Source organism: Paucisalibacillus globulus DSM 18846 (assembly GCF_000482485.1).
GTDB lineage: Bacteria > Bacillota > Bacilli > Bacillales > Amphibacillaceae > Ornithinibacillus > Ornithinibacillus globulus.
This window is the reverse complement of record NZ_AXVK01000001.1, coordinates 140270-163534: the sequence shown is the minus strand read 5'-3', so window position 1 is coordinate 163534 and position 23265 is coordinate 140270. Positions and strand designations below refer to the sequence as shown.

32 protein-coding genes are annotated in these 23265 nt (G+C 35.5%); 16 read left to right on the top strand and 16 right to left on the bottom strand.

The features are described 5' to 3' along the window. Positions 1 to 18 precede the first annotated feature (18 nt). From K332_RS0100870 to K332_RS0100860, 3 genes are all read right to left on the bottom strand, one after another. Positions 19 to 957, bottom strand: coding sequence for a beta-ketoacyl-ACP synthase III (locus tag K332_RS0100870; protein WP_026905724.1), 939 nt, complete (start codon positions 955 to 957; stop codon positions 19 to 21). A gap of 121 nt (positions 958 to 1078) precedes the next feature. Next, a complete protein-coding gene (locus tag K332_RS0100865) occupies positions 1079 to 2038 on the bottom strand; it encodes a BMP family ABC transporter substrate-binding protein (RefSeq protein WP_026905723.1) in 960 nt (319 codons plus the stop codon). A gap of 29 nt (positions 2039 to 2067) precedes the next feature. Next, the gene (locus K332_RS0100860) at positions 2068 to 2679 is read right to left on the bottom strand and encodes a hypothetical protein (RefSeq protein ID WP_026905722.1); all 612 of its coding nucleotides are present in this window, start codon (positions 2677 to 2679) and stop codon (positions 2068 to 2070) included. A 152-nt stretch (positions 2680 to 2831) separates the two neighbouring features. On the opposite strand from K332_RS0100860, the gene K332_RS0100855 reads away from it, so the two are divergent. Then, the gene (locus K332_RS0100855) at positions 2832 to 3011 is read left to right on the top strand and encodes a YjzD family protein (protein WP_026905721.1); all 180 of its coding nucleotides are present in this window, start codon (positions 2832 to 2834) and stop codon (positions 3009 to 3011) included. Between the two features lie 198 nt (positions 3012 to 3209). On the opposite strand, the gene K332_RS0100850 is transcribed toward K332_RS0100855, so the two are convergent. From K332_RS0100850 to K332_RS0100840, 3 genes are all read right to left on the bottom strand, one after another. After that, positions 3210 to 3536, bottom strand: coding sequence for a hypothetical protein (locus K332_RS0100850; protein ID WP_026905720.1), 327 nt, complete (start codon positions 3534 to 3536; stop codon positions 3210 to 3212). A 115-nt stretch (positions 3537 to 3651) separates the two neighbouring features. Further along, positions 3652 to 3963 carry a metal-sulfur cluster assembly factor gene (locus K332_RS0100845; RefSeq protein ID WP_026905719.1) on the bottom strand — a complete coding sequence of 104 codons (312 nt, stop codon included), beginning with the start codon at positions 3961 to 3963 and terminating at the stop codon, positions 3652 to 3654. Between the two features lie 68 nt (positions 3964 to 4031). After that, entirely contained in the window at positions 4032 to 4790 is a 759-nt protein-coding gene (locus K332_RS0100840) for a prolyl oligopeptidase family serine peptidase (RefSeq protein WP_026905718.1), read from the bottom strand. 152 nt (positions 4791 to 4942) lie between these two features. Here K332_RS0100840 and K332_RS0100835 point away from each other — a divergent pair, with 152 nt between their 5' ends. The 4 genes from K332_RS0100835 to K332_RS0100820 all read left to right on the top strand — a co-directional run bounded on the left by K332_RS0100835 (position 4943) and on the right by K332_RS0100820 (position 6805). Continuing rightward, positions 4943 to 5773, top strand: a complete 831-nt coding sequence (locus tag K332_RS0100835; protein ID WP_026905717.1) for an HAD family hydrolase — start codon at positions 4943 to 4945, stop codon at positions 5771 to 5773. Positions 5774 to 5951: 178 nt separating this feature from the next. Continuing rightward, entirely contained in the window at positions 5952 to 6101 is a 150-nt protein-coding gene (locus K332_RS24130; protein ID WP_169727341.1) for a hypothetical protein, read from the top strand. Further along, on the top strand, positions 6102 to 6299 hold the full coding sequence (locus tag K332_RS0100825; protein WP_026905716.1) for a DUF3813 family protein: 198 nt from the start codon (positions 6102 to 6104) through the stop codon (positions 6297 to 6299). 242 nt (positions 6300 to 6541) lie between these two features. Continuing rightward, complete coding sequence (locus tag K332_RS0100820; protein ID WP_026905715.1) at positions 6542 to 6805, top strand: NifU N-terminal domain-containing protein; 264 nt, start codon at positions 6542 to 6544, stop codon at positions 6803 to 6805. A gap of 43 nt (positions 6806 to 6848) precedes the next feature. Here the strand turns inward: K332_RS0100820 and K332_RS0100815 are convergent, their stop codons facing one another. Together K332_RS0100815 and K332_RS0100810 are read right to left on the bottom strand one after the other, a co-directional pair. Continuing rightward, positions 6849 to 7259 (bottom strand): hypothetical protein, encoded by a 411-nt coding sequence (locus K332_RS0100815; RefSeq protein WP_026905714.1) that lies wholly within the window; start codon positions 7257 to 7259, stop codon positions 6849 to 6851. Between the two features lie 13 nt (positions 7260 to 7272). After that, positions 7273 to 8115 (bottom strand): YitT family protein, encoded by an 843-nt coding sequence (locus tag K332_RS0100810; protein WP_026905713.1) that lies wholly within the window; start codon positions 8113 to 8115, stop codon positions 7273 to 7275. Between the two features lie 100 nt (positions 8116 to 8215). On the opposite strand from K332_RS0100810, the gene K332_RS0100805 reads away from it, so the two are divergent. From K332_RS0100805 to K332_RS0100790, 4 genes are all read left to right on the top strand, one after another. Then, entirely contained in the window at positions 8216 to 9076 is an 861-nt protein-coding gene (locus K332_RS0100805; RefSeq protein WP_026905712.1) for a DegV family protein, read from the top strand. Between the two features lie 181 nt (positions 9077 to 9257). Beyond that, positions 9258 to 11501, top strand: a complete 2244-nt coding sequence (locus tag K332_RS23170) for a beta-propeller domain-containing protein (RefSeq protein ID WP_051359303.1) — start codon at positions 9258 to 9260, stop codon at positions 11499 to 11501. Between the two features lie 122 nt (positions 11502 to 11623). Further along, positions 11624 to 11812: a YppF family protein gene (gene yppF / locus K332_RS0100795; RefSeq protein ID WP_026905711.1), complete on the top strand. Its 189-nt coding sequence runs from the start codon at positions 11624 to 11626 to the stop codon at positions 11810 to 11812. 156 nt (positions 11813 to 11968) lie between these two features. Further along, entirely contained in the window at positions 11969 to 12814 is an 846-nt protein-coding gene (locus K332_RS0100790; protein WP_084287675.1) for an SDR family oxidoreductase, read from the top strand. Between the two features lie 218 nt (positions 12815 to 13032). Here K332_RS0100790 and K332_RS0100785 read toward each other — a convergent pair whose 3' ends face one another. The 8 genes from K332_RS0100785 to K332_RS0100745 form a co-directional block, all read right to left on the bottom strand. Continuing rightward, positions 13033 to 13431: an NUDIX hydrolase gene (locus K332_RS0100785; protein WP_026905709.1), complete on the bottom strand. Its 399-nt coding sequence runs from the start codon at positions 13429 to 13431 to the stop codon at positions 13033 to 13035. A 15-nt stretch (positions 13432 to 13446) separates the two neighbouring features. Continuing rightward, positions 13447 to 13914 (bottom strand): GyrI-like domain-containing protein, encoded by a 468-nt coding sequence (locus K332_RS0100780; protein WP_245604612.1) that lies wholly within the window; start codon positions 13912 to 13914, stop codon positions 13447 to 13449. Positions 13915 to 13916: 2 nt separating this feature from the next. Further along, positions 13917 to 14363 carry an NUDIX domain-containing protein gene (locus K332_RS0100775; protein ID WP_036687918.1) on the bottom strand — a complete coding sequence of 149 codons (447 nt, stop codon included), beginning with the start codon at positions 14361 to 14363 and terminating at the stop codon, positions 13917 to 13919. 458 nt (positions 14364 to 14821) lie between these two features. Then, positions 14822 to 15316 carry a hypothetical protein gene (locus K332_RS0100765; protein WP_156914121.1) on the bottom strand — a complete coding sequence of 165 codons (495 nt, stop codon included), beginning with the start codon at positions 15314 to 15316 and terminating at the stop codon, positions 14822 to 14824. Between the two features lie 86 nt (positions 15317 to 15402). Continuing rightward, on the bottom strand, positions 15403 to 15831 hold the full coding sequence (locus tag K332_RS0100760) for a DUF1801 domain-containing protein (protein ID WP_026905704.1): 429 nt from the start codon (positions 15829 to 15831) through the stop codon (positions 15403 to 15405). Positions 15832 to 15880: 49 nt separating this feature from the next. Then, positions 15881 to 17422 carry a substrate-binding domain-containing protein gene (locus K332_RS21740; protein ID WP_084287600.1) on the bottom strand — a complete coding sequence of 514 codons (1542 nt, stop codon included), beginning with the start codon at positions 17420 to 17422 and terminating at the stop codon, positions 15881 to 15883. Between the two features lie 132 nt (positions 17423 to 17554). Then, positions 17555 to 19051 carry an alpha-amylase family glycosyl hydrolase gene (locus K332_RS0100750; protein ID WP_026905703.1) on the bottom strand — a complete coding sequence of 499 codons (1497 nt, stop codon included), beginning with the start codon at positions 19049 to 19051 and terminating at the stop codon, positions 17555 to 17557. Between the two features lie 143 nt (positions 19052 to 19194). Beyond that, positions 19195 to 19563 (bottom strand): YisL family protein, encoded by a 369-nt coding sequence (locus K332_RS0100745; protein WP_026905702.1) that lies wholly within the window; start codon positions 19561 to 19563, stop codon positions 19195 to 19197. A gap of 213 nt (positions 19564 to 19776) precedes the next feature. Here K332_RS0100745 and K332_RS0100740 point away from each other — a divergent pair, with 213 nt between their 5' ends. The 7 genes from K332_RS0100740 to K332_RS0100710 all read left to right on the top strand — a co-directional run bounded on the left by K332_RS0100740 (position 19777) and on the right by K332_RS0100710 (position 23215). Further along, entirely contained in the window at positions 19777 to 20973 is a 1197-nt protein-coding gene (locus K332_RS0100740) for an ornithine--oxo-acid transaminase (RefSeq protein ID WP_026905701.1), read from the top strand. 271 nt (positions 20974 to 21244) lie between these two features. Beyond that, positions 21245 to 21457 carry a spore germination protein gene (locus K332_RS0100735; protein ID WP_026905700.1) on the top strand — a complete coding sequence of 71 codons (213 nt, stop codon included), beginning with the start codon at positions 21245 to 21247 and terminating at the stop codon, positions 21455 to 21457. 14 nt (positions 21458 to 21471) lie between these two features. Further along, positions 21472 to 21672, top strand: a complete 201-nt coding sequence (locus tag K332_RS0100730) for a spore germination protein GerPB (RefSeq protein WP_026905699.1) — start codon at positions 21472 to 21474, stop codon at positions 21670 to 21672. A gap of 102 nt (positions 21673 to 21774) precedes the next feature. Next, a complete protein-coding gene (gene gerPC, locus K332_RS0100725) occupies positions 21775 to 22356 on the top strand; it encodes a spore germination protein GerPC (RefSeq protein WP_026905698.1) in 582 nt (193 codons plus the stop codon). Next, positions 22353 to 22532 carry a hypothetical protein gene (locus K332_RS0100720; protein WP_026905697.1) on the top strand — a complete coding sequence of 60 codons (180 nt, stop codon included), beginning with the start codon at positions 22353 to 22355 and terminating at the stop codon, positions 22530 to 22532. The genes gerPC and K332_RS0100720 overlap by 4 nt, the downstream gene beginning before the upstream one ends. A 14-nt stretch (positions 22533 to 22546) precedes the next feature. After that, the gene (locus K332_RS0100715) at positions 22547 to 22933 is read left to right on the top strand and encodes a spore germination protein GerPE (protein WP_026905696.1); all 387 of its coding nucleotides are present in this window, start codon (positions 22547 to 22549) and stop codon (positions 22931 to 22933) included. Positions 22934 to 22996: 63 nt separating this feature from the next. After that, complete coding sequence (locus tag K332_RS0100710; RefSeq protein ID WP_026905695.1) at positions 22997 to 23215, top strand: spore germination protein; 219 nt, start codon at positions 22997 to 22999, stop codon at positions 23213 to 23215. The last annotated feature ends 50 nt before the right edge of the window (positions 23216 to 23265 follow it).

Here is a 23265-nt window from a genome sequence, read left to right as displayed (position 1 = left end):
ATAAAAATGAGGTTTTGTTTAACGTCCCCAACGTAATGCCACTGCTCCCCATGTTAGACCAGCACCAAAGCCTACTAAAACCACTACATCATTTTCCTTAATTTTACCATCTTTTACACTTTCTGATAAAGCCATAGGTATGGAAGCTGAGGAATTATTGCCATATTTATTGATAACCTTAGCCATTCTATCCTCTGAAACACCTAGCTTTTCCATTGCAGCTTCCATAATACGAATATTTGCTTGGTGAGGCACTAAATAATCCACATCCTCTTTTTGCAAACCAGCTTTTTCAATGACATTTAAAGATGATTCAGGCATTTGTCTAACCGCAAATTTAAATACTTCACGACCATTCATCGCCAAGAAGCCATCATCTTTTTGGTAAAGATGTTTACCGCCACCACCATTAGCACCAAGTTCAAACGATAAAATACCTTTTCCTTCTGAAACCTCTCCCATGACAGCAGCTCCTGCGCCATCACCAAATAAAACACATGTATTACGATCAGTCCAGTCCGTAATTTTAGAAAGTTTTTCAGCACCAACAACTAAAATATGCTTATACACTTTTGTTTCAATAAACTGTTTTGCAGTAATCATCCCGTACATAAAACCCGCACACGCAGCACTCACATCCATTGCAGCAGCATTCCATGCACCTAACTTTTCTTGTAACATACAAGAAACAGATGGAAACGGTGTATCTGGAGTAACGGTAGCTACTAAGATTAAATCTAGATCTTCTGGGTCCACACCCGCTTCTTCCATGGCACTCAATGCTGCGTGATAGGCCATATCAGAAGTATCCATATCATCTTCTGCGATTCTTCTTTCTTCGATTCCTGTACGAGTTCGAATCCATTCATCACTAGTATCAACTATTTTTTCTAAATCACTATTTGTTACAATTTTAGAGGGCACATAATGACCTACGCCTAAAACTCCAACACCCATATATACATCCCCTTAATTTAAAGTTGTTATCAATTATTATGACTTGGTACTAATTTTAATGCAAAAAAGAAAGACTTGCAAGATACAACTTTCTCAGAATAAGAGAAAAAGTCACTTTTCCCTAGTATTGATTAGGAAGCAAGCCTGTTTCTTTATATTTTTCAATGGAGTTATTTAGTTCATCTTGAAAGTATTCCGGGACCTCTGTACTATACTCACCTAAGGTAATATAGTCATCCTTAAAATCAAATGATAATATTTCCCCCTTGAGTGTTCCTTTATTAAATTTCTCTGCAGCTAACGAATAAAGTTCATTTACATGTTGAACTGTACTTGTTAATACTGTGTCAGGTTCAATATTTAGTTGATCAGAAACAAAGCCAATTGCATATAAACCATCTTTACCTGCACTTTTTATTATTTCTTCGCTGAAGGCATCTCCCGCTGGATAAAAAACATCTACACCCTTGAGTTTCATCTTATTATAGGCTTCTAAAGCCACTTCGCTTATAGTCCAGTCATAAATAAATTCCATATTCACATTCGTATCTGGGTTTTGATATTTAACTCCTTCGTAAAATCCTTCTATTTCCGGTTGCCATTGATAAGCAGCTATAATACCAACTTGATTAGTCTCGGACATTTGACTTGCAATCATACCTGCAAAAAAGCCCATTGCATGAGAATTAAAGGTCAAACTCGTTAAGTTTTCACTATAATAATTCCCATTAAAGTAAACAAAATGGACATCGGAATAGGTTTTAGCAAGATTATAAAATTTTTCTCCATATTTACTACTATGGCCAAAAATTAAATTTACCCCTTCATTCACTAGCTCGCTAACTGCTTTGGAAATTTCCTCTTCCGTAGTAACATTTTCCTTCACTTCAATTTCGATGCCTAATTCTTCCTCTATTCCTAACATCCCGTCATAACCTTTTTTATTCCATGGTTTATCGTCAATTTCGCCTTCCATAATCATACCTGCTTTAAATAATTCTCCCTGCTCTTGTTGTGCGCATCCGCTAACAAACATTATTCCAATAATTACTATTGCGATAAACACGTATTTTCTTCTCAAGTCCGTGCACTCCATTCAAATACTTTGAGTTAATAAAAATCCTTAAAGCGACGATAATGAGCGATTATTTTTTTCATATTTTGCTCTATAGGTATATTGTCACGAATATAGATAGAATTTTCAAGTTTTACAGACTCATTCAGGAAAATTTTTTTCGAAATAACACTTATATTAGAAGAATTAGGTAATGTCTTTAGTACCGGGTAGGTTGCTTTGACAAAGTCCTCAATATAAACAGATTCTGATTGAAATTGTTCCGAATCAAAACGAGTTATTTTTTTTCCAATTATGAGACCCTCTTCGGTCATGTCCATCCATTCTCCAAAAAGTAGTGGTGCCTTGATTATCATTGCATTTTCTAACTTTTTATTCAAACCATTTATATCAATTTGAATAATTTTATCTACACTAAATGAAAGTGCAGGATCGTGATTGCCAATAATAATTGCAATATCCGCTTTATGATTACTAGGAGAGTCCGTTAATTGGAAGGAGCTATTTCTTCCGACAAACATATATAGATTTTCCTTCTTTTCTGAATTAATCTTATCTACCCCTTTAACTACCATACCCTCTTGAAGTAAAAAATTAACAAAATGAAAACCAATCCAATGAAAACAATTTTGAATAAGAAATGTCATATATTTTCCTCCTCTTTAAGTAAACTATGAAGAAATACTTTTAATTTATGTGTTCATTTGGTAAACTTAATAAAGGAATTTATGATAGTTTTTATACGTGCAGAAAGTTTTTATGCTTTCTTAACAACTGAAAAAGATAGGAGTGTTACATAGTGCGTTATCTAGTTACAATCTTTTGGGCAGTTTTAATTACGTTTGTACTTTCTTACGTGTTATCAAGTATGGCTGGACAATCTCTAGACCTTGTAGCCACTTTTGTAATGGCAGCAATTTTCTCCTTGTTTATTTTTATACTTGGAGACGGTCTCTTACGTGAGAAGAAGGAACAATAACTTATTAATGAGGAAACCCTTGCCTTTCGTAATTGGCAAGGGTTTCCTTTATATTTAGGAAATTAAAAACTTTTCCGATTGCATAAGAATAACTCACTGTGGTGGTTAACTATTGCATAGGGAAATGCCTACGTATGTTTATATAGGTGTGAAAGATAAGATAGTTAATTTTCTCTATCTACCTACAAAAACGTTGCCTTAATACCACGGTAATACACTTAAAGCAGTTAGAGCAGCTAAAGGCAACACTAGACGTCTAAATCTACGGCGTGGGGATCCATAAAATCCATAGCCTGGAAATCCAAATCCAGGGTAACCAAAACCATACCAACCAAATTGACGTTGATCATTCATGTATGGCATCATTTGTGAATTGGTGTCATTATCAATTGGGACTGCAAAATAAACATATTCTTCATCTAATCCTGTAATAATGCCATCAAAGTTAGATCCATCCTCAAGCTCTGCTAACACATAAGAATGCATGTGGGTTTTACACAAATCATACATATGTTTATGTTTCATTCTGTCGACCTCCTCACCAATTAGACTATTCAAATGCCTATATGGAGGTGACTAATTTTACCAACTAGAATTATGCAAAAAACAAAGCCGACTATTGTTAGTCGGCTCACGTTAATCAATCTGGAATTCCCAATGCAATCTTCGCGTAACGGGACATTTTATCTTTGCCCCATGGTGGATCCCATACAATATTTGTCACTGTTTCTTTTACTTCTGGCATATCAGATAATGCTCTTTGGATATCGGCCTCAATATGTGCTGATAGTGGGCAACCCATTGCTGTTAGTGTCATTGTTACAACACATACACCCTCTTCATCTAGATCCACATCATATATTAACCCAAGGTTAACAATATCAATACCTAGCTCAGGGTCGATTACATTTTCAAGGGCACCCATGAGATTTTCTTTTAATGCTTCATCCATGGTATTACCTCCTTCTTTCATCATATCTTCATTTAAACATATTTCCGCGTATATTTAAATGATTTAAGTCACAGGTACTCTTTAAACCATTTGACCGTTTCTAAAATTGCAAATCTACTTACTTTATGTCCTCTGCCTATTTCCCTGATAAATTTCAGTTTATCTGGATTGGAGTATAGTTTCTTCGCATACTCGTAAAAACTGTAGGAATGCTCAAAAGGAACTGTTGGATCATTGTCACCATGCCAAAATAATAATGGTCTGTCATTCAATTTATCTGCCTGTAATGATAAATCATATAGCGTAAGCGTGTCGTATAGTTTACTAATTTCTTCATCTGTTAAAGGAAGTTTTCCCATTTTAGCATAAACGTCAACAAGTTCCCTTGCAAAAGTAGTTATTTTTGGGGAGCCCATCAAAATAGCAGCTGTTTTAATCCAATGAAATTGTGACAGTGCTGAAGCTGTTGTAATCCCCCCCATACTACTTCCTGCTACTCCAACTCTTCCATCTAAAATTAACCCTCTATTTTCAAGGTCTTCATAGATATCATTCAATTCCTTCACATTTTGCAAAACAATTTGGAACAAGTAATAGGTTACTTCTGAAACTTCGTCTGTTTCCCTTTCTCCGTGGTACATGCTATCTGGTAACACTACGCGAAAACCTTTTTCTGCAAGTAAAAATGCTAGTGTTAAATTATGTTCTTTGGCACTAGTAATTCCATGAAAATAAATTACTGTTGGAAGAGGCCTATTTTCATTCGCTTTATCTACAACAATAAGACTCGGTACCCCACCAATGTTCTCTTTATAAATTCCTATCATCCTGTATAACCCTCTCATCTGTAATAACTTATACTAATTATATGATAGTCCTTTTGAAAAAATAGTTAAACTAATTTAACTATTTTTTCGGTTATAATTCTTTACATATCTTACAAACACTAATACACTTATGACTATGAGGTGAATTTAATATGCCAAAACAACATTTAATCGCTTTAGATTTGGATGGTACTTTGCTTTCCGATTCTAAACAAATTAGCTCCAGAAATAAGCAAATTTTACAAAAAGCAATGAACGAGGGACATATTGTCGTTATTGCAACAGGAAGACCACATCGTGCGAGTATTCAGTACTACCATGAGCTTGGTTTAAAAACACCAATGGTTAACTTTAATGGTGCTTTAATTCATCATCCAGAAGATAAAAAATGGGATATGCTTCATAACCCTATGTCAAAGCGTACTGCCTTAAGTATCGTTCAAACTTGCTATGATTTGGATGTATATAATGTATTGGCGGAAGTTAAGGACAATGTCTATCTTGATAAGTATAGCCAAGAAATTATTGATATCTTTTATCAAACTACTGATGATACACCATTTGTTATTGGAAGCTTAAAAAGCAAACTAATCGATGACCCAACATCCTTATTAATCCATCCAAAAGAAGAACATATCCACACTCTCCGCGATCATCTAGATGAGTTCCATGCTGAAGTAATCGAACATCGTAAATGGGGTGCACCATGGAATATCATTGAAATTGTAAAAAAAGGAATTAATAAAGCGGTTGGTTTACGAAAAATTGCACATTATTACCAAATTCCAGAAGATCGGATTATTGCATTTGGTGATGAAGATAATGACTTGGAAATGATTGATTATGCAGGTGTTGGTGTTGCTATGGGTAATGCAATTGACCCACTCAAAAACATTGCTAAACATGTCACAGTTACAAATGAAGAACATGGCATTGGAGTCTTTTTAGAAGAATATTTAAAACTCAATGCGAAGGTTAGGTAATTAAATTTATACCGTATTTTACCTTCAATAATATAGGAAGTACTTTTCCATACTACAAGTGAACGGATAAAAACGTTCACTTTTTTCTTGCAAAATTAGGAAGGTAACAGCTTTCCCAAATGCATAAGAAAAACATACAGATATCATTGATTGTGCGTTTTTCTAAGGAGGAATCGTCTTGGCCAAAGGGAGTAAATCGAGAAGGTTTAGCCAACAGAGCGCAGACGCTGTAAAAAAACATGCAGAAAAATTCCCGTATCGTTCTACCTTCACAGAAGCAGAACGAAAACGAGAAGAAGCAGATAATCATACAGTAGGAGGATTCTAAATGCAGAACAATCTATTTCAACAAGCAAAAGATGCTGTAACCCAATTTACGAGCAATCTTGCTGGTGGTGGTACGAATGAGCAGGACAAACAAGCTGCTCAAAATGCTATCCAAGCTGCAATGAATGATGCAACCGGCGAGGAAAAGCAACAATTGCAGCAATTACAGCAACAGCTTGAACAAAACAAACTTAGCTAACCTCTGTATTCCTTAGAAATGAAATCACAAGTCTTGTTATGGTAATAGCTAATTCATTCTTCGGATGGAACGGGATTACTGATGAAGCAAGCAACTCATAAGGTGTTCCTAATTGGAGCACCTTTTTACTTTTTATATAAGATAGGGGCATGTACAACAGCTTTTGCGTGTTTCTCTTTTTTCTTCCATCCTTTTCTGATAAGATAGATGTAAAAGAAGATGTTTCATGGGAGGTAGAGAAAATGGCAGTTAGAGCTGAAGGTACACCAAATCCAAATGCAATAAAATTTACAACAGACAAGCTTATTTTCCAGGGCACAAACAGTATTTCTGTTATGCCAGGAAACACAAGTGAGCATGAAATAATGAATGACTTAATGAAGCTAGAAGGCGTTGATAATGTCTTTGGTTATCAAAACTTTATTACAGTTAATAAAAGCTTTGATGCCCAGTGGGACGAGGTTACCCCACGAGTAAAAGAAGTTTTTGAAAAACACGGATATTAAAAAGTGAGGATGAGGGTTGCTGTGCCCACATCCTCACTTTTTATTATGATTGTCCTTCAAAATCTAATGGAATATAATTAGGATTAAGATTTACAATACTGCCATCCTCTTCTTTCGTATACATTTTAACAATAACAACATCTTCTGCTTCTTCCATTTCTTTCATAATATCCACTTTTATTTCAAAGCCATCCCATTCCCCATCAACCTGAACCGCTTCTTCTGGTTTTAATATTTTCTCACCTTGTTCTACAAGATAAAAAAATTCATTTCCTGAAGCATTTGCATCACCGACTATATGTGCTTGGTCGTCCTCTATTTGTATATCAATATTTTGAAACTTGGCATAAACATCCGAATCAGTATGCAATAAAAAGGATTCCTTCTCTGGTTCTGCACTTCCACAAGCAGATAGTATTACTAGTAATCCAAGGATTATGATCATTTTCTTCATAATAACAGTCCCCCTACTCTTTCCTAAAGAAACCAAATATACCCGTGGTTTGTATAATATTTGTGAACGCTTCTGGATCTACTTCTTTAATTATTCTTTCTAAATCATATAATTCATAGCGCGTAATTACTAAGTACAACATATGCTTATCTTCATTTGTATAAGCTCCAACCGCTGGCAAAATGGTTATACCGCGAACCATTGTATTATGTATAGCCTGCTGCAATTCTTTCGCCTTACGCGTCACAATCATGGCAGTTAATTTGTTGAATCTAGTATGAATTGCATCGATTACACGTGTCGTTACATATAATGCTACCATGGTATATAATGCATTTTCTGGTTCATATAAAATTCCTGCTAATGCAATAATAACAGCGTTTAACGAAATAAAATATACCCCAAGTGGCTTATCCTTTAATCGAGATAAATACATAGCTACAATATCCATTCCACCTGTTGAAGCACCAACCTTAAGCGTCATTCCAACACCTACACCTGCGACAAGTCCTCCGAATACTGCATTTAAAATAATGTCTTCAGACAGCTGAATTACCGGAAGAAATTGTAGGAATAAGGAAGAGAATATAACGGAAATTATACTGTAAATAGTAAAGCCTTTTCCAACCTTATACCAACCTAAAATAAATACAGGAATATTTAATAGAAAAAGTAGTATCCCAGTGGATACACCAATCCCCACAAAATCTTTAAAGACACTTGAGATTAATTGTGCTGTACCAGTAAATCCACTGGCGTATACATTGGCACTTATTAGGAATAAATTAAGAGATATTGCATTCAGTAATGATCCAATTATAACTACGAAAATTCGCCTAGCCTCTATTAAAAACATAACAGTCTCCTTTTCAATCACAAATATTTTGACTATATCCCATTATAACTATAAACTATACATATTATAATTATTTCTGAGAATTGAGGGTGAACCCAAGATGAGTATTAAAATTATGGCAGATTCAGCTAGTGACCTTACAAAAGATTACTTTTCTAAGTATGACATGGAAATGGTATCTTTAACAGTTCATCTAGATGACACGGATTACGAAGATGGTATCAATATTACACCGAAAAACGTTTTTGATGCAATGAGAAATGGTAAAACCCCCAAAACATCTCAAGTCTCACCACACACGTTTAAAAATATTTTTACCGAGTATGCAAGATCTAAACAAACGCTAATTTACTTAGCATTTTCATCGGAATTATCTGGTACATATCAAACGGCAAAAATGATGGAAGCAGAAGTTAAAGAAGAATTTCCAGAAGCTGACATTCATGTCATTGATACGAAATGCGCTTCCATTGGATATGGTCTAGTTGTACTGAATGCAGCTAAAATGGCAATCGATGGAAAAAGTAAAGATGAAATTATAGAGGATGCTAAAAATCGTGCACTACATATGGAGCATATCTTTACTGTCGATGATTTAGAATACCTAAAGCGCGGTGGACGTGTTAGTAAAACAGCAGCATTTGTTGGATCTTTACTTAATATTAAACCAATCCTTCATGTGGAACAGGGTAAACTTATTCCACTAGAAAAAATGCGTGGGTCTAAGAAAGTTTTAGGTCGGATGCTTGAAATTTTGGAGGAACGCGGAGGTAATTTTGAAAATCAAGTAATTGGAATTAGCCACGGTGATGATTTAGAACGTGCTGAAAAACTTGCAGAAATGATTAAAGAAAAATACGGTACAAAGGAATTTGTCATCGAATACGTCGGATCAGCAATCGGAGCACACGCCGGCCCAGGAACACTTTCACTATTTTTCTTAAACAAATCATTTAAATAAGATAAAACTCGGGGAATATTGTTCCCGGGTTTTTTTGTTTTTTGGGGTGCCTGTCACTTCCCGAATTATGTAATATTTTGTCGAATAGTTATCCGAGACAGCGCTTTAATTTTGAAACATATATTTTATTCTGTTCGTCTTATGGTTAGATAAGTATTTATCATAAAATGGGGTGAACAAATTGTATAAAAAGATAGGGTTAATTAGTATACTTTTGATTGCTGGGGTTTGGGCAGTTATATTCTTTGGTTTCTCAAATAAAATAACAGCAGAAATCCCCTCCGCTTCGAGCTTTGTTCTTTCAAATAAAGATTGGACTGTCCATTTCTCTGAACCAATGGACCCAGACAGCTTTACGCAAGAAACTGTGATAGTAAAAAACAAAAGCGGAAAGCGAATTACTACAGAGATGGAATGGAATAAATCATTTACTGTATTAACTTTACGAGCACCCGACGAAGGTTACAGCATCAACGAGGAATACGAAATTATCATTGCGAAAGAAGTTCTAGCGGCAAGTGGTGAGAAACTTTCTAAAACCCTTAAACATAACTTTGCCGCAATGGTTAATTTCCCTACAATTAAAGATCAAAAGCAACTTGTAACACTTTTAAAAGAACGGATGAAAGAAGAACGAACAAATTCTAACTTATTTAATATAGAAACAAAAGAAGATTCCGCAATGGATACAACTGAGTCTTCTAATGAAAGCTCCGCTGGCGGGGATGGAACTTCATCTACTAATGTTCAAGTTCAAGGAATTGACGAGGCAGATATTATTAAAACAGATGGAAAATCTATTTTCTTTATTCGAGACGGAGACATCATAATCACATCAACAGAAAAAGCAAATAGTTCCGTACTCAGTCAAATTAAATTAGACAACTTTTTCCCACAAGAACTTTACGTACAAGATAATTTATTAATTGCAATTGGGCAAAAGAACGAACCACTACGTGAAGTTAAAGAATCAGATTCAAAAAACAAAATTGGAATTCCAGAACCAATTTATTATAGTCAAACTACTGTCTTATTTTACGATATCAAGAATCCAAATGAACCAAAACAAGTTCGCGAAGTAAGTCAGGAAGGTTACTATAATACCTCTAGAATCCTAGATGGTTATCTTTATTTAATTGCTAACGAACACCCACCATATCATATCCTAAGTTCCGAAGAGGATGTTGAAGTTAGACCTTTTATTAAAGATACAGCTGTGAGTGAAGATAGTATACCAGTTGATTTTGAAGATATGTATTTCTTCCCGGACAGCAAGGAAGAACAATTTCTAATATTAACGACCGTTGATCTAAACGATATGAAAAAAGAAGCAAATATAGAAACCTATCTCGGTGCTTCTAACCAAATTTATATGTCCCATAATAATCTTTATGTAGCAGTTAATAAGTTTAGGGAAATAGAAGAGTCAGAATTCAAAGACGTAGAAACAAGTGAACCGGCAATGGATATTATGATTTGGCACCCACAGGATGTGGATACAGAGATTACACAGTTTAGAGTAGAAAATGGAACGTTAACATACAATGCATCCACTCTAGTAAACGGAACACTTATTAACCAGTTTGCGATGGATGAGCGAAACAACACATTCCGAGTCGCAACCACTAAAGGAGATACTTGGGATGATGAAACACTATCCACAAACAATTTGTATACGTTTGATACCAATTTAAAACCCCTTGGCTCAGTTGAAGGACTTGCTGAAGGGGAGAGAATTTACAGTGTGCGTTTTATGGACCATGTAGCTTACATGGTAACCTTTAAAGAAGTCGATCCATTGTTTGTCATCGACTTAGAGGACCCGAAAAATCCAACTGTATTAGGGGAATTAAAAATTCCTGGTTTTAGTAATTATCTCCACCCACTTGATGAAAATCATGTAATCGGATTCGGCCAAAATACAACGCTCATAGATGAAGAAGGCAGTAATGAACCAAGAGTACAGACCGATGGCATAAAAATATCTGTTTTTGATGTTAATGACCCAACCAATCCTAAAGAAAAGTTTTCCGAAGTGATTGGGCAGGGTTGGTCCTATTCGGAATTACTTCATAATCACAAAGTATTATTTAAGCATCCAACAGAAAATATATTTGGCTTTCCAGCAGTTATAAACGAATCAAAAACGGTACGGAAAGATGATATCACTTATGAAGAAGATAAGGTTGTTTTTGAAGGAGCCTTACTTTATGAAATCACTCCTAATGGAATCAAATTATTGGATACCATCACACATCAAGGAGAATTTAAAGAATATCCAGAATGGACTTCTGAGATTAAAAGATTAATTTCTGTAGACAATGTCATTTACACTTTTTCTTGGGATACAATGAAGGTTTATGATTTGAATCAGAAACAAATAGTGAAGACGATTGAACTTCCAGAATTAGCTTTTGATTATTAATTGCTAGCGGGGAATGCTTGTTTGCATTCTCCTTTTTTATTGAATGCATTCTTTTTTGTCATGATTCCTTCCTACCACTCATATACTTTTGTACAAGCAATTCGATACGAGGAGGAAAAGACATGCTAATAAACGAATTAATTTCAAACTACGAAACCGATCGAAAGGAAGCTCCTAAAACATTAAATGACATATTAGACTTCTACCAAAATAAATATATTTCTGGTGATATCGATATTAAAGTTTATCGTGATATTTATAACTTCCTCCATCAACAAGGAGCAACTTCTGCTCATGAATATATCTACTAAAGTCCTGACACAGGGCTTTTTATTTTGGAAAAGATAATAAACTTCCTAAAGAAATGTTCTAAGAATCAAGATTCTTCTCATGGATTCTGTACAAATTGGAAAAATGGATAAAGAATTCACTTTAGGAGGTTTTCTGACTTGGCAACAAATAAACCAATGACCCCACCACCCCAGGAACAAAAACAACAACCAGGCATAGAGTCCATCATGCAACCAGAGCCAGAATACATTCGCAAAAACTATCAAGGCAGTAATAAATTAAAAGGAAAAACAGCGTTAATAACAGGTGGCGATAGTGGTATTCAACGTGCTGTTAGTGTCCATTTTGCAAAGGAAGGCGCCAATGTTGTAATTGTGTACTTAAAAGAAGATAGTGATGCAGAAGAAACGAAGCGATTAGTTGAGGATACAGGGAAAAAATGCTTTTTAATTCCCGGTGATATTGGGGATGCTAAATTTTGTAAAAAGGTAGTCACCCAAATACTCGATCAGTTCAATCAAATTGATATTCTAGTAAATAACGCAGCAGAACAGCATCCCCAAGGCGACTTTTTGAATACCTCTAAACTGCAGCTTGAAAATACATTTAAAACCAATATATTTGGCATGTTCTATCTAACTCAAGCAGTGCTACCTCACTTAAAAAAAGGAAGTACTATTATTAATACCACTTCCATTACTGCCTACGAAGGAAATAAAGATTTGATTGATTACAGTGCAACTAAAGGTGCGGTAACAAGCTTCACCCGTTCTTTATCTGCTTCTTTAGTTGGGAAGGGTATTCGTGTGAATGCTGTCGCACCAGGACCCATCTGGACACCATTAATCCCTTCCACATTTAATGCAAAACAAGTCGATACATTTGGCTCAAATACACCGATGAAACGTATGGGACAACCAAAAGAACTTGGACCAGCCTATGTCTATTTGGCGAGCGATGACTCCAGCTATGTAACCGGACAAGTTATTCATGTCAATGGTGGGACAATCGTAAATGGATAAATATAAACCAATAAAGTAAAAAGCAACCTTTGGGGCTTATCACCACAAAGCTAACTATTCACTTTTTTTACTAAAAGTCCTAAAAATAGGGCTTTTTAATTTTAAACAAAAATACACCCAACTTATATGCAGATGAAATTTATTAAAATCCAATTCCAACAAATAAATGCTTAACATTTCAAATTGCAATCAAATCTCACTGAGAATAATAATTACTGTTATAGTAAAGATGTTAATAATTTCTTTAATACCTCTTTGTCTTCTAGATAAGCATGTTCAACTTTTCCTATCTCCCCTAACGATAACCAGCGATATTCCTCAATCAATCCATCTGGATCACCGATTCCACTACTTTCCCCATACTTTTCTACTAGAAAGTAATATGTATTTACATGATAACCCTTAACCATTGTATCTTTAACAAAAAGCTGCTTCATAATACGAACAGTATATCCCGTCTCTTCTTTCAACTCCCGCATACAACATTCCTCAGGACTTTCCCCTTTTTCTATACCACCGGAGGGAATAGCCCAAGCATTAGAATTATTCGCTTTTACCATTAAAACCTCATTATTTCCATTTATACAAATTCCCGCTGCACCATGCCATTCTTTCATTTTAATTCCCCCAGATTATTCGATTGTATCTAATAGTACGACATCAATATCACTAGGATTACGCCAATCATAATAAACTTCTAAGTGCCAACGGTCAGTTAACCGTCTATATTTATTTGTGAGCATCCAATTATGTAACTTGTTATACGCACCCATAATCTCGATATTGGGTCCATTATGATGCCAAGTAGCGTATCTTTGTGACGGAATTGTCAACGTTACCATGCCATCGGGGATATCCTCATATTGTTCCACCTCAACACAAATCCAATAACCATCTTTCTCTTCCTTTTCGGTTTCTACTACAAAGGCACCAATTTGAACAGATGGAATAGCATGACGAATTTCACTTACACGTCTCTCTAATTCAATAACCGCTTTCGGAATCTCCACCATATATTGTTCCCCTTGGCATAACACACGAAATCCAACTAACTTTAATTCCTTCCCCTTAATAATTTTCTGATGTTCAATAACTTTCATATTCACCATCCCCTTATATAATCAAAAATTTTAATATCCACTTCATCCAAGGGACCTATTTTCTCCTGCAAGTCCCATAGTAATATCGCTGATGTTTCCTTATTTTCCAGAAAAGGTTGGAGCTCAGAAACAACAGAATAATAAACAGGATTATTAATAATTGAGCCATCTTGGAGGTTTTGGGATTTTAATATTCCTTTTAACTCCATTTTGTTTACCCTCTGCCCAGTTTCTTCGTAAAGCTCACGTTTGGCACATTCCATGGGTGTTTCATTTCCCTCGCGACTTCCAGCTGGTATCTCCCACTGCTCACGCCACACATTGTAACAGAGCAAATACTTCCCTTTGCATTGAATAACTGCAAAAGACCCTGCTAAATGGTCAAAATCAATCTCCTCTTCCGATAACAACGGAATAAAGTCCAAAAATCTCCGTCCATTATTCTTCATCCTAATCAACTTTCATCACTCCAAAGTTTTATTAACTAGTTCCATTCTATATAACTTTATATGCGGTATGACGTCATTTCTTTTATTTTCGAACTTCTACCAGCACTAACAAACTCATAAACATCGCAAAATGCTAGTACTTTCCCGGAGCTAATTTTAACCTGACCATTTATTGAAGCTGTTTTCCCATGGGAGATCATATGGACAATATGTAACTCTAAAGGATTTTCATTCCAAAAATCTGAAGTATTTTCTAGTACGTTTTCTTTGTATACGACTTGTTTTTGTCCAGGAATATTCCAAATGATACTTTCAGAGAGCCACCTCTCTACAAAAGGACAAATCCTGAGTGACAAAAGCAATAGTTAAATCTTTTAAAATCTCTTTCTGGAGCATTATCACAATCTTCCTGACAAATAACTTTAAGACTGGTTATCATCCATATTTCTCCTTCTATATTAATTACTTTCTTCTTTATATTGATCAAAATACTGTAACCACTTAAAAAGTTCTTCCTCGAAATCTGGTCCCGTTGAAAACACAACAGAACGAAGCTTCCCTTCCTTTAAATAAAGATGCTCTACCCATATTTTATCTGTATTTTCTTCCTCAACAATCGTATTAAAATATTTCTCTTGAATTAGCCGACTATCCTCTATATTGATGAAAAACACGTAGAGTCCTTTGTTTAATGCCTGCTGCAATGTATCCCCACTAATCTCCTCTATATAATTAGGTTCTGCAATGACAAGCTTATACTCTTCTAATTCTATATCAACGGTAGTAGGATTTTTATACTCTATCTGCAGACTATCCAACTTAGTTAGCATTTTCTCTTGATTCCCTAAGTATTGAATCCCTGTGGAAAGTAGTTTTTCTTCTATTTCTTTCTCAGGCACACAGCCAATTAGTAGAATAAGTGCTAGAAATACTATCATACGCTTTAGTTTCACTATTGAATCATCCCCTACATTATTAGCTTGTGACCTCTTCCTAAAAAACATGACTATCAAGGAGTAATGATAGTCATGTTCGTTCATTAGTTAGTGCCATCTGGATAGGTTTCACGTAAAAAATTCATCGATTGTTTAATCATCGCCTTCATCACTTCAACGTCAATATCAGCAACTTTATTAATATAAACACAAGATTTTCCTGTCGTATGTTTCCCAAAATCCATTAGCAAAGCCTCTCTTTTAGGATCACCCGTCGCAAAATACAGACTAATTTTTGCCTTACGAGGGGAGAATCCCACAAGTGGCGCGTCGCCTTCATGACCAGAGGCATATTTATAATGATAGGACCCAAACCCAATGATACTTGGTCCCCACATTTTAGCTGGGTAGCCAGTTGTTTCAATGAAAATATCTAGTAATTTATAGGCATCTTCTTTTTTCTTTGGACTTTCAATTGCTTCAATAAATTCTATGACACTACTATCATTTTCTTTTGTTTTTAGTTCATACATGAATATCCGCTCCTTCTCTTACTTTTCGCTAACCTTATTTAGTACAATCTTAATCGATATCCTCGGTTAGTAACCCTACCGGTGATTCATCCCAATATTCATTTATAGGTTCATAGCCTTCCGATAACCACTGTTCCATAACCTGCGAATTCACAATTGTATTTGAAGGGAGTCTAAGTGCTAGTTCGTCCGTCTCAAGCAAATATTTTCTCGCTTCATCGATATCCTCAATGCTATCATCTACCGCTGTTGTTTCAATATACGGATAATAGTTATCTTTTTTTCCATCAATAACCATATACTCACGTTTTAAGACATTAGCACTACTATTCTTTGACTTTAATTCAAAACTTTCCTTCAGAAAAACCCTATAAACGTTATCTTTTATTATTGGATATTTCTCTTCCACTGATAATTCTTCTAACGGATTAGTGTATGGTACATATCCAGTCTTTTCAATAATAGACTGCCCTTGTTCCGAAAGAATCCACTCTATGAAAGGTTCAATATTAGGATTCTCACTTCCTGCTGTAACAACATAAAACTCTGAAGTAATTGGATAATCACCACTTCTAATAGTCTCCACCGTTGGAAGTACTCCATCGATAGCTAAATGACGGATAGCGTTATTTTGTACCATCTTATTAGAATAAAAACGAAATGTATATCCAATAGCGTTTTTATAATTTTTATAATCCGCCGTTTCTTCAATAATACCTCCCATCAGGCTGACAATATCAACCGATGGGGCTTCCATAATTGGTGTATCCCCCATTAACTTTTCAAGTGTCGTCTGACTTCCACTATCAGCTGGCCTTTGGAAAGCTCGAATAGAATCATTAGCACCACCAACATCTTTCCAATTAGTAATTTCACCAGAGTAAATATTCTTAATTTGTTTTAAGGTCAAATCACTGACCTCATTTTTGGAATTGACAAAAAACACAAATGCCTCTTTTCCGATTGGAGTGAGATTAAATTCTAAGCCTTTGTTCTTTGCATGATTTATTTGTTCATCGGAAGGGGCCAAGGCAAAAATCATATCCACTTTCCCATTAATCAAATTGTCATAAGCATCAGGTGTTCGATTGGACATAACTTCACTATCATAAACATCATAATCTTTTTCGGGATATGTAGCTTGAGCAAGTGCAGCATAGATTGGGTACAACGCTGTAGCTCCATCAATTATTGGGATTTCTCCCTCCATTTTGAAACGAATTGGTTCGTCTAACTCTACTGCTTTTGACTCTTTAGCAAAAGGTTGGTACTCATATAAATCCACTTCTCCACTACTTACAGTTGGAATTCCTCTATCATAGGCACTAATCGTCTCATAAACAACCACAGCAAGTATGACAACAATAATAAAACCAAATACTGTCCGTCGAAGCATTTTCCCTTTTAATAATGGAAAGAAGCCATTAAAGACATAAAATAGAAATCCAAGTGCTATCACGATAATTAGTGGGATATAAAACGCTTGTACACCAAGCAATAATGTAAAAATACTAGCTATATAGGTAAATAAAACAACCAAACTACATAGTAATAGAAATAATATAATTCTGACTCTAATACTTTGATTCATATACATTACTCCTTTTGTGTATATACTGCACCATAACCTGTAGTTAAATTTCCATTATATTGTAACTAATATTCTAAATTGTTACAACAAAAAAAGTAGCACTAGATTCACCCTAGTACTACTTTAGTTTTCTTATTTTACTTCACGCTTTTTTTGTTTTCTGCTTAAATAAACTACTGCACTTATAAATAGTACAAGTACAACAACAATTGGAGTAATAAACATCCAATTCAATCCAGAGTTTTCTTCAATAATATAAACATCAGCAGATTCTCTAGCAAGAGCAACCTTGTATTCTCCATTCTCTGTTTCACGAACTAGATCATCACCAAGGAGTCCTCTTAATTGCAACTCAGGTTCTAAATCCGTAATATTAACCCTTCTTGACTCACTATCATTATTAATCGCAATATACATCGTATCATCTTGATAGGAACGCTTAAACAAACTCATTCCCTGATCTGAACCAACTAATTCAAAATCACCATATTGCAGAACTGGAAACTTTGTCCGTAATGCGAGTACCTTTGAGAATACTTCTTCCAGTTCCTGATCACCACTATTAAAGTTAACTAACTGTTGAACCTGCTCATATCCTTTACCATACATTGGGATATCTGAGCCTTGGAAAATAGAAGGAACACCAGGCGTTGTTAGAAGATAAACTAGTGCAATATTCCACGTGTTCACATCATCTCGGCGATTTTCTACAGCTACTTGAGTGAAGCGGTCCATTGATTTATTATCCACATAGATAAGCCCACTATGTCTACCAAGCTCTTCCCATTTCTTATAAATATTCTCAACTGGAGTGTCTGCTTTTGAAAGCACATCAGCAATAGATTGTGAAAGAACTGGATTTTCTACTATATCAATAGAAGGTATATCCAGTAAATCCTTTGGTACTTCCCCAGAAAGAATATCAGCTATTAGATATAAATCTGGTTTCTCTGCCTTCAATTCACTAGTTAACGATTGAACAAAGTTAACGGCAGACTGGTCTGCAGCATGTAAAACAAACCCATCTACATTTCCTTCAGTTAACCAATACTTTGCCATGTCAATTAACATTTCCTGTACTTCCGGATTTTCTTGGTTTAACACCAAAACATTCTCCAGCCAAGGTTCATTAATCCCACTACTTTTAGAATCTTGTATAATCCAATCTTGTTTGTCCGGTTCAGACACAATAGGATGGCTATCAGACACATAGTTGGTTACAAGTTCTAGAATAACTTTCATATCTCTTTCATGTGCTTCCTGAACTAATGCTTGTAATGCCTTCATGTCACCAAACTGTTCTTCAACAGAATAAAAATCTTCAATCCAGTAACCATGGTAACCATCGGTCGCATTTTCCATTATTGGTGAAAGTGAAATCGTGGTAAATCCTAACTCCTTAAGGTCATCAAGTTTCAAAGTGATTCCCTTCAAATCACCACCATGATAGGCATACGGGTCATCTAGCCGTACTTGCTCACTAAATGCTTGCTCCCCATTATTAAAGCGATCAACTAAAATGTTATAAATAATTTCTTCTTGTATAGGATTTTCCTTTGCAAAGCTAACTGCTGGATATGTACTTATAAATAACAGTATCGCCAAAAGTAAACTTGTAATTCTTTTCATTATTATGTCCTCCAGCTTTTTTATCTTCACTACCTATTATTACCTTTAGGAATTAATAATCAACCTTAACTAGTAAATTGTAGAAAAAATGCCACAAAAAAGATGCTTAGAGTCATAATCGCCTCTAAGCACCCTCTCCTATCTTACATCAATCCGCCTTCTAAACGGAAAAATCCTAAAACAATTGTTATTATAAATGAGACTAATAATACGATCCAACCAACTTTAGCTGAATCACCATCTTTAATTTTACCTAGAGTCATTTCCATTCCAGCAATTACTCCAACACCGGCTATACCTTTAACAATCGCCTCCGCAGTCATGGTACTACTTCCGCCTAGGTAATTCATGATTAGGTCCCCACCAGAGTATAAAATCAGTAGATAATCCAAACGAAGTATCATTTGAACAATTTTAGCGGCTTTTTCATTTCCTTGCTTATGTAATACTATCGCAGCGATAAACAGTATGAATGCAAGTACCCATGCCGTAACATGTAAATGTGTATTCATTCTTTTCCTCCTAAATTAAATAAGTCTATAATATTTCTATCCTATCATACCATGAATGTAAACTTATACATATGATAAATTTTTGACAATAATAGACTATTTTATTCCGTTTAGTGTCTTTTCATAGTGATATTCATTTGCTTTTGAACATAGTAGTTTCTATTTCACTTTTTAGAAAGTTATGTTACATTTGCTATATAGGGGGCGAATTTTATGACAAATTTGAGTGAAAAAATTATAAATCAAACTGAAAATTTTGGTGCAAAAAACTATCATCCACTGCCAGTTGTTGTAGCAAAAGCTGAAGGGGTTTGGGTAGAAGATCCTGAAGGTAATCGTTATATGGACATGTTAAGTGCATATTCCGCTGTAAACCAAGGACATCGTCATCCAAAAATTATTGATGCTCTAGTTGAACAAGCGGGGCGTGTGACACTTACCTCCCGTGCATTTCACAATGACCAATTAGGTCCATGGTATGAAAAAATATGTAAACTAACAAATAAAGATATGGCTCTTCCGATGAACACTGGTGCAGAAGCTGTTGAAACTGCAGTAAAAACAGCTCGTCGTTGGGCATATGAAGTAAAAGGTGTTCCCGAAAACAAGGCTGAAATTATCGCATGTGAAGGTAACTTCCATGGCCGTACTATGCTTGCGGTTTCTTTATCTTCTGAAGCAGAGTACAAGCGTGGATTCGGCCCAATGCTTCCAGGAATTAAGCTAATCCCTTACGGTGACATCGAAGCACTAAAAGCTGCAATAACTGAAAATACTGCTGGATTCCTTTTTGAGCCAATCCAAGGAGAAGCTGGAATTGTTATTCCTCCAGAAGGTTTCTTAAAAGAGGCATACGAATTATGTAAAGAAAATAATGTACTATACATTGCCGACGAAATCCAAGCTGGTCTTGCTCGAACTGGTAAAATGTTTGCCAATGACTGGGAAAGTGTCGAGCCCGATATGTTAATCCTAGGAAAAGCGCTTGGTGGTGGTGTAATGCCAATCTCCTGTGTCGTAGCTAATAAAGACATTCTAGGCGTATTTAACCCAGGTTCACATGGTTCTACTTTTGGTGGTAATCCATTAGCTTGTGCTGTTTCCATCGCTTCCCTAGAGGTACTAGAGGATGAAAAGCTAGCTGGACGTTCTCTTGAATTAGGTAACTATATGATGGAAGAACTTAGAAGTATTGATAATCCAAAGATTAAAGAAGTTCGTGGTAAAGGTTTATTTATTGGTGTAGAGCTAACTGAGTCTGCCCGCCCTTACTGTGAAGCGTTGAAAGAAAAAGGATTACTTTGTAAAGAAACACATGAAAACGTAATCCGCTTTGCCCCACCTTTAATCATCAGTAAAGAAGACTTGGATTGGGCGTTGGGTCATATAAAGGAAGTTTTAAAAGGTTAATGGGATGCCGCATTTGATTGCGGCATCTTTTTTGGTAGATAGGAAAGTATAAAAACTTTCCGCACGTATAGAAAAACTACCTCATTCGTTAAAGGACGAACGAATGTGAGTTTTTCTAAAATGTAATCGATTATTGTGTATGCAGCTGGACATAACGGTAGATAATTTAAATTTTCGGTTCGGTTGATACCTGCACCTCACCAAATAACATCCCCCCTCCCCTTTCAACAATTTCACTACCAAACATAAACTAAAAAAGAGGGGGATTCTTATGCCAGCAAAAGTGGGAGCAGTAAAAGTTAATAACGTATCATCTTCCAGTATCTTTAATATTGGAGATGTGTATACCATGAATCCACAAAGTAATGCAAAGACTTATGCTGGTGGTGGATCTTTTAATACTGGAGATGGAAATCGAGTAAATTTAAATCAATCTAATACCTATATTTACGATAAAGATTTTATTGATCAACCGGTAACCTAACGAGGTGATAAACAATGAACATTACAGTTCATCAATCCATTCATATTAATCTATTAAAAGTTGGATCGATTACAAACTCCTCTGTTTTACAAATTGGGAGTACTGGAGCCTTACAAGCTTATTCCGAGTTGCATAATAGCGGACAATTTACAGAGCCAGCTGAAGAAGCAGCTATACAGTTAGAGGCTTCCCCACTTGTTCCCCTTGCGCCATAATAAGGGGGCACACTATTCTTATAAGGTGCATAGGATACTTATAGGTATTTGCCTATACTGTCGTGTCTTATATCATACTGTTGTTTAAGGGGGGCCCTACTTGTGAACGAATGGAATAACTATATGTATCAGTTTTATCAAATTCAGCAACAACACGATCAAAGAATTAGAGAATTGGAAGAAAAAATATCTGATTTAAAACAGCAAATCCAAGATAATAAAAGTTCGTCCATTGATAAAATTGAATATCACTTTGACCAGCTCAAAATTGAACGCTTAGATGGAACTCTTCATATTGGATTGTCCCCAAATGAGCTTTCAAACATAGATAATTTGGGAATCCCAATCCCCGAGCAAGCTAAAACAATAAATCCTGTTAATCAGAAGCTTATCCCACCCCTCCATCAATTCATCAATGAACGCGGACCACAAATGATTCAAGAGCTTTCTGAAAAGCATAAGAAGCCTATCGATAAACAATTAGAAAGAAATATGATTCATGATATGTTAGGACAAATACCAGACCGGGTAAAATTCTATGAAAAAGAAGCCTTCGAAAAACATCAAATTACCGAGGAGCAACAATTAGAAAGCTATATATCAGACCATGTAAAAAAAGAAATCTATCATTCTTTACAGCGCTTCATGGAAAATAAGGAAGATCAAAAAGGGGAATCTTCATGAATATAGAAGTTCATAATTGGGGGTTATGTGTCGGAAATGTTGCTATCGAAGCTGTGGCATCCTCTTCAGTTTTTTTAGTTGGAGACAACGAAACAATAAAGCTATCTTCTTTTTTTGATACTCCACCTGAATCATACATTGTTGGGGCAATAGTACCTTTAGCCCCACCAACGTAAGAGGAGTGATTAGAATGGAACATCGATATGTTCATATTCGTATGAGTGCAATTAATTCTATCGTGGATAGCTCAATTTTCAATATTGGCGATACAGTTCATTTTAATCCTATATTTAAGGGTATTGCTGTACAGCGGGAGACCAACGTTTGGAACGATGCATATGATACAGATTTTGAGGATTATTCAATTTTCACCAGGCAAGCGAATTGGATTGACACCGAAATACCCGTTCATATGTATAATTTCCATCATAACGGTACAATCCAAGTAGGAACTGTATCCATTACCGGTGTCAGTCAATCTTCTACCGTCCAATTTGGCGGATTGAAAAATATCAATGCGGAATCACGACTTAAACATATTCGTATTTTGCAAGATAATGAAATTGAGAATACGTAATAAACACAGATTCTCAAATGTCATCATATTTTATAATAAACTCTTTATTAGTAGGTGTATTTCATGCCATCAATCGTCGGACCAATAAAAATCAATAGTATTGGCGGAGGAGTAGTTAATTTTGGAGATTCATTCTACTTATCGCCAAAAAGCACATCCAAAACAAGTGCTGGATCCGGCTCATTCAATACCGGGGACTTTATAAATACTAATACAGGTGCCAGCTTAACAAATCCAATTGATCCAGATGTCAACGACCAAAACGTAACAGCAAATGCATAAAAAAAAATCCGTCTCATTCTAGTTAAATTCCCTAACTGAGACGGATTTTT

Excerpts from the sequence above, each read along its gene's own strand:
- K332_RS0100870 (WP_026905724.1), bottom strand. The coding sequence starts at position 957 with ATGGGTGTTGGAGTTTTAGGCGTAGGTCATTATGTGCCCTCTAAAATT.
- K332_RS0100860 (WP_026905722.1), bottom strand. The coding sequence starts at position 2,679 with ATGACATTTCTTATTCAAAATTGTTTTCATTGGATTGGTTTTCATTTT.
- K332_RS0100850 (WP_026905720.1), bottom strand. The coding sequence starts at position 3,536 with ATGAAACATAAACATATGTATGATTTGTGTAAAACCCACATGCATTCT.
- K332_RS0100845 (WP_026905719.1), bottom strand. The coding sequence starts at position 3,963 with ATGGATGAAGCATTAAAAGAAAATCTCATGGGTGCCCTTGAAAATGTA.
- K332_RS0100840 (WP_026905718.1), bottom strand. The coding sequence starts at position 4,790 with ATGATAGGAATTTATAAAGAGAACATTGGTGGGGTACCGAGTCTTATT.
- K332_RS0100835 (WP_026905717.1), top strand. The coding sequence starts at position 4,943 with ATGCCAAAACAACATTTAATCGCTTTAGATTTGGATGGTACTTTGCTT.
- K332_RS0100825 (WP_026905716.1), top strand. The coding sequence starts at position 6,102 with ATGCAGAACAATCTATTTCAACAAGCAAAAGATGCTGTAACCCAATTT.
- K332_RS0100820 (WP_026905715.1), top strand. The coding sequence starts at position 6,542 with ATGGCAGTTAGAGCTGAAGGTACACCAAATCCAAATGCAATAAAATTT.
- K332_RS0100815 (WP_026905714.1), bottom strand. The coding sequence starts at position 7,259 with ATGAAGAAAATGATCATAATCCTTGGATTACTAGTAATACTATCTGCT.
- K332_RS0100810 (WP_026905713.1), bottom strand. The coding sequence starts at position 8,115 with ATGTTTTTAATAGAGGCTAGGCGAATTTTCGTAGTTATAATTGGATCA.
- K332_RS0100805 (WP_026905712.1), top strand. The coding sequence starts at position 8,216 with ATGAGTATTAAAATTATGGCAGATTCAGCTAGTGACCTTACAAAAGAT.
- yppF (WP_026905711.1), top strand. The coding sequence starts at position 11,624 with ATGCTAATAAACGAATTAATTTCAAACTACGAAACCGATCGAAAGGAA.
- K332_RS0100790 (WP_084287675.1), top strand. The coding sequence starts at position 11,969 with ATGACCCCACCACCCCAGGAACAAAAACAACAACCAGGCATAGAGTCC.
- K332_RS0100785 (WP_026905709.1), bottom strand. The coding sequence starts at position 13,431 with ATGAAAGAATGGCATGGTGCAGCGGGAATTTGTATAAATGGAAATAAT.
- K332_RS0100780 (WP_245604612.1), bottom strand. The coding sequence starts at position 13,914 with ATGAAAGTTATTGAACATCAGAAAATTATTAAGGGGAAGGAATTAAAG.
- K332_RS0100775 (WP_036687918.1), bottom strand. The coding sequence starts at position 14,363 with ATGAAGAATAATGGACGGAGATTTTTGGACTTTATTCCGTTGTTATCG.
- K332_RS0100760 (WP_026905704.1), bottom strand. The coding sequence starts at position 15,831 with ATGTATGAACTAAAAACAAAAGAAAATGATAGTAGTGTCATAGAATTT.
- K332_RS21740 (WP_084287600.1), bottom strand. The coding sequence starts at position 17,422 with ATGAATCAAAGTATTAGAGTCAGAATTATATTATTTCTATTACTATGT.
- K332_RS0100750 (WP_026905703.1), bottom strand. The coding sequence starts at position 19,051 with ATGAAAAGAATTACAAGTTTACTTTTGGCGATACTGTTATTTATAAGT.
- K332_RS0100745 (WP_026905702.1), bottom strand. The coding sequence starts at position 19,563 with ATGAATACACATTTACATGTTACGGCATGGGTACTTGCATTCATACTG.
- K332_RS0100740 (WP_026905701.1), top strand. The coding sequence starts at position 19,777 with ATGACAAATTTGAGTGAAAAAATTATAAATCAAACTGAAAATTTTGGT.
- K332_RS0100735 (WP_026905700.1), top strand. The coding sequence starts at position 21,245 with ATGCCAGCAAAAGTGGGAGCAGTAAAAGTTAATAACGTATCATCTTCC.
- K332_RS0100730 (WP_026905699.1), top strand. The coding sequence starts at position 21,472 with ATGAACATTACAGTTCATCAATCCATTCATATTAATCTATTAAAAGTT.
- K332_RS0100720 (WP_026905697.1), top strand. The coding sequence starts at position 22,353 with ATGAATATAGAAGTTCATAATTGGGGGTTATGTGTCGGAAATGTTGCT.
- K332_RS0100715 (WP_026905696.1), top strand. The coding sequence starts at position 22,547 with ATGGAACATCGATATGTTCATATTCGTATGAGTGCAATTAATTCTATC.
- K332_RS0100710 (WP_026905695.1), top strand. The coding sequence starts at position 22,997 with ATGCCATCAATCGTCGGACCAATAAAAATCAATAGTATTGGCGGAGGA.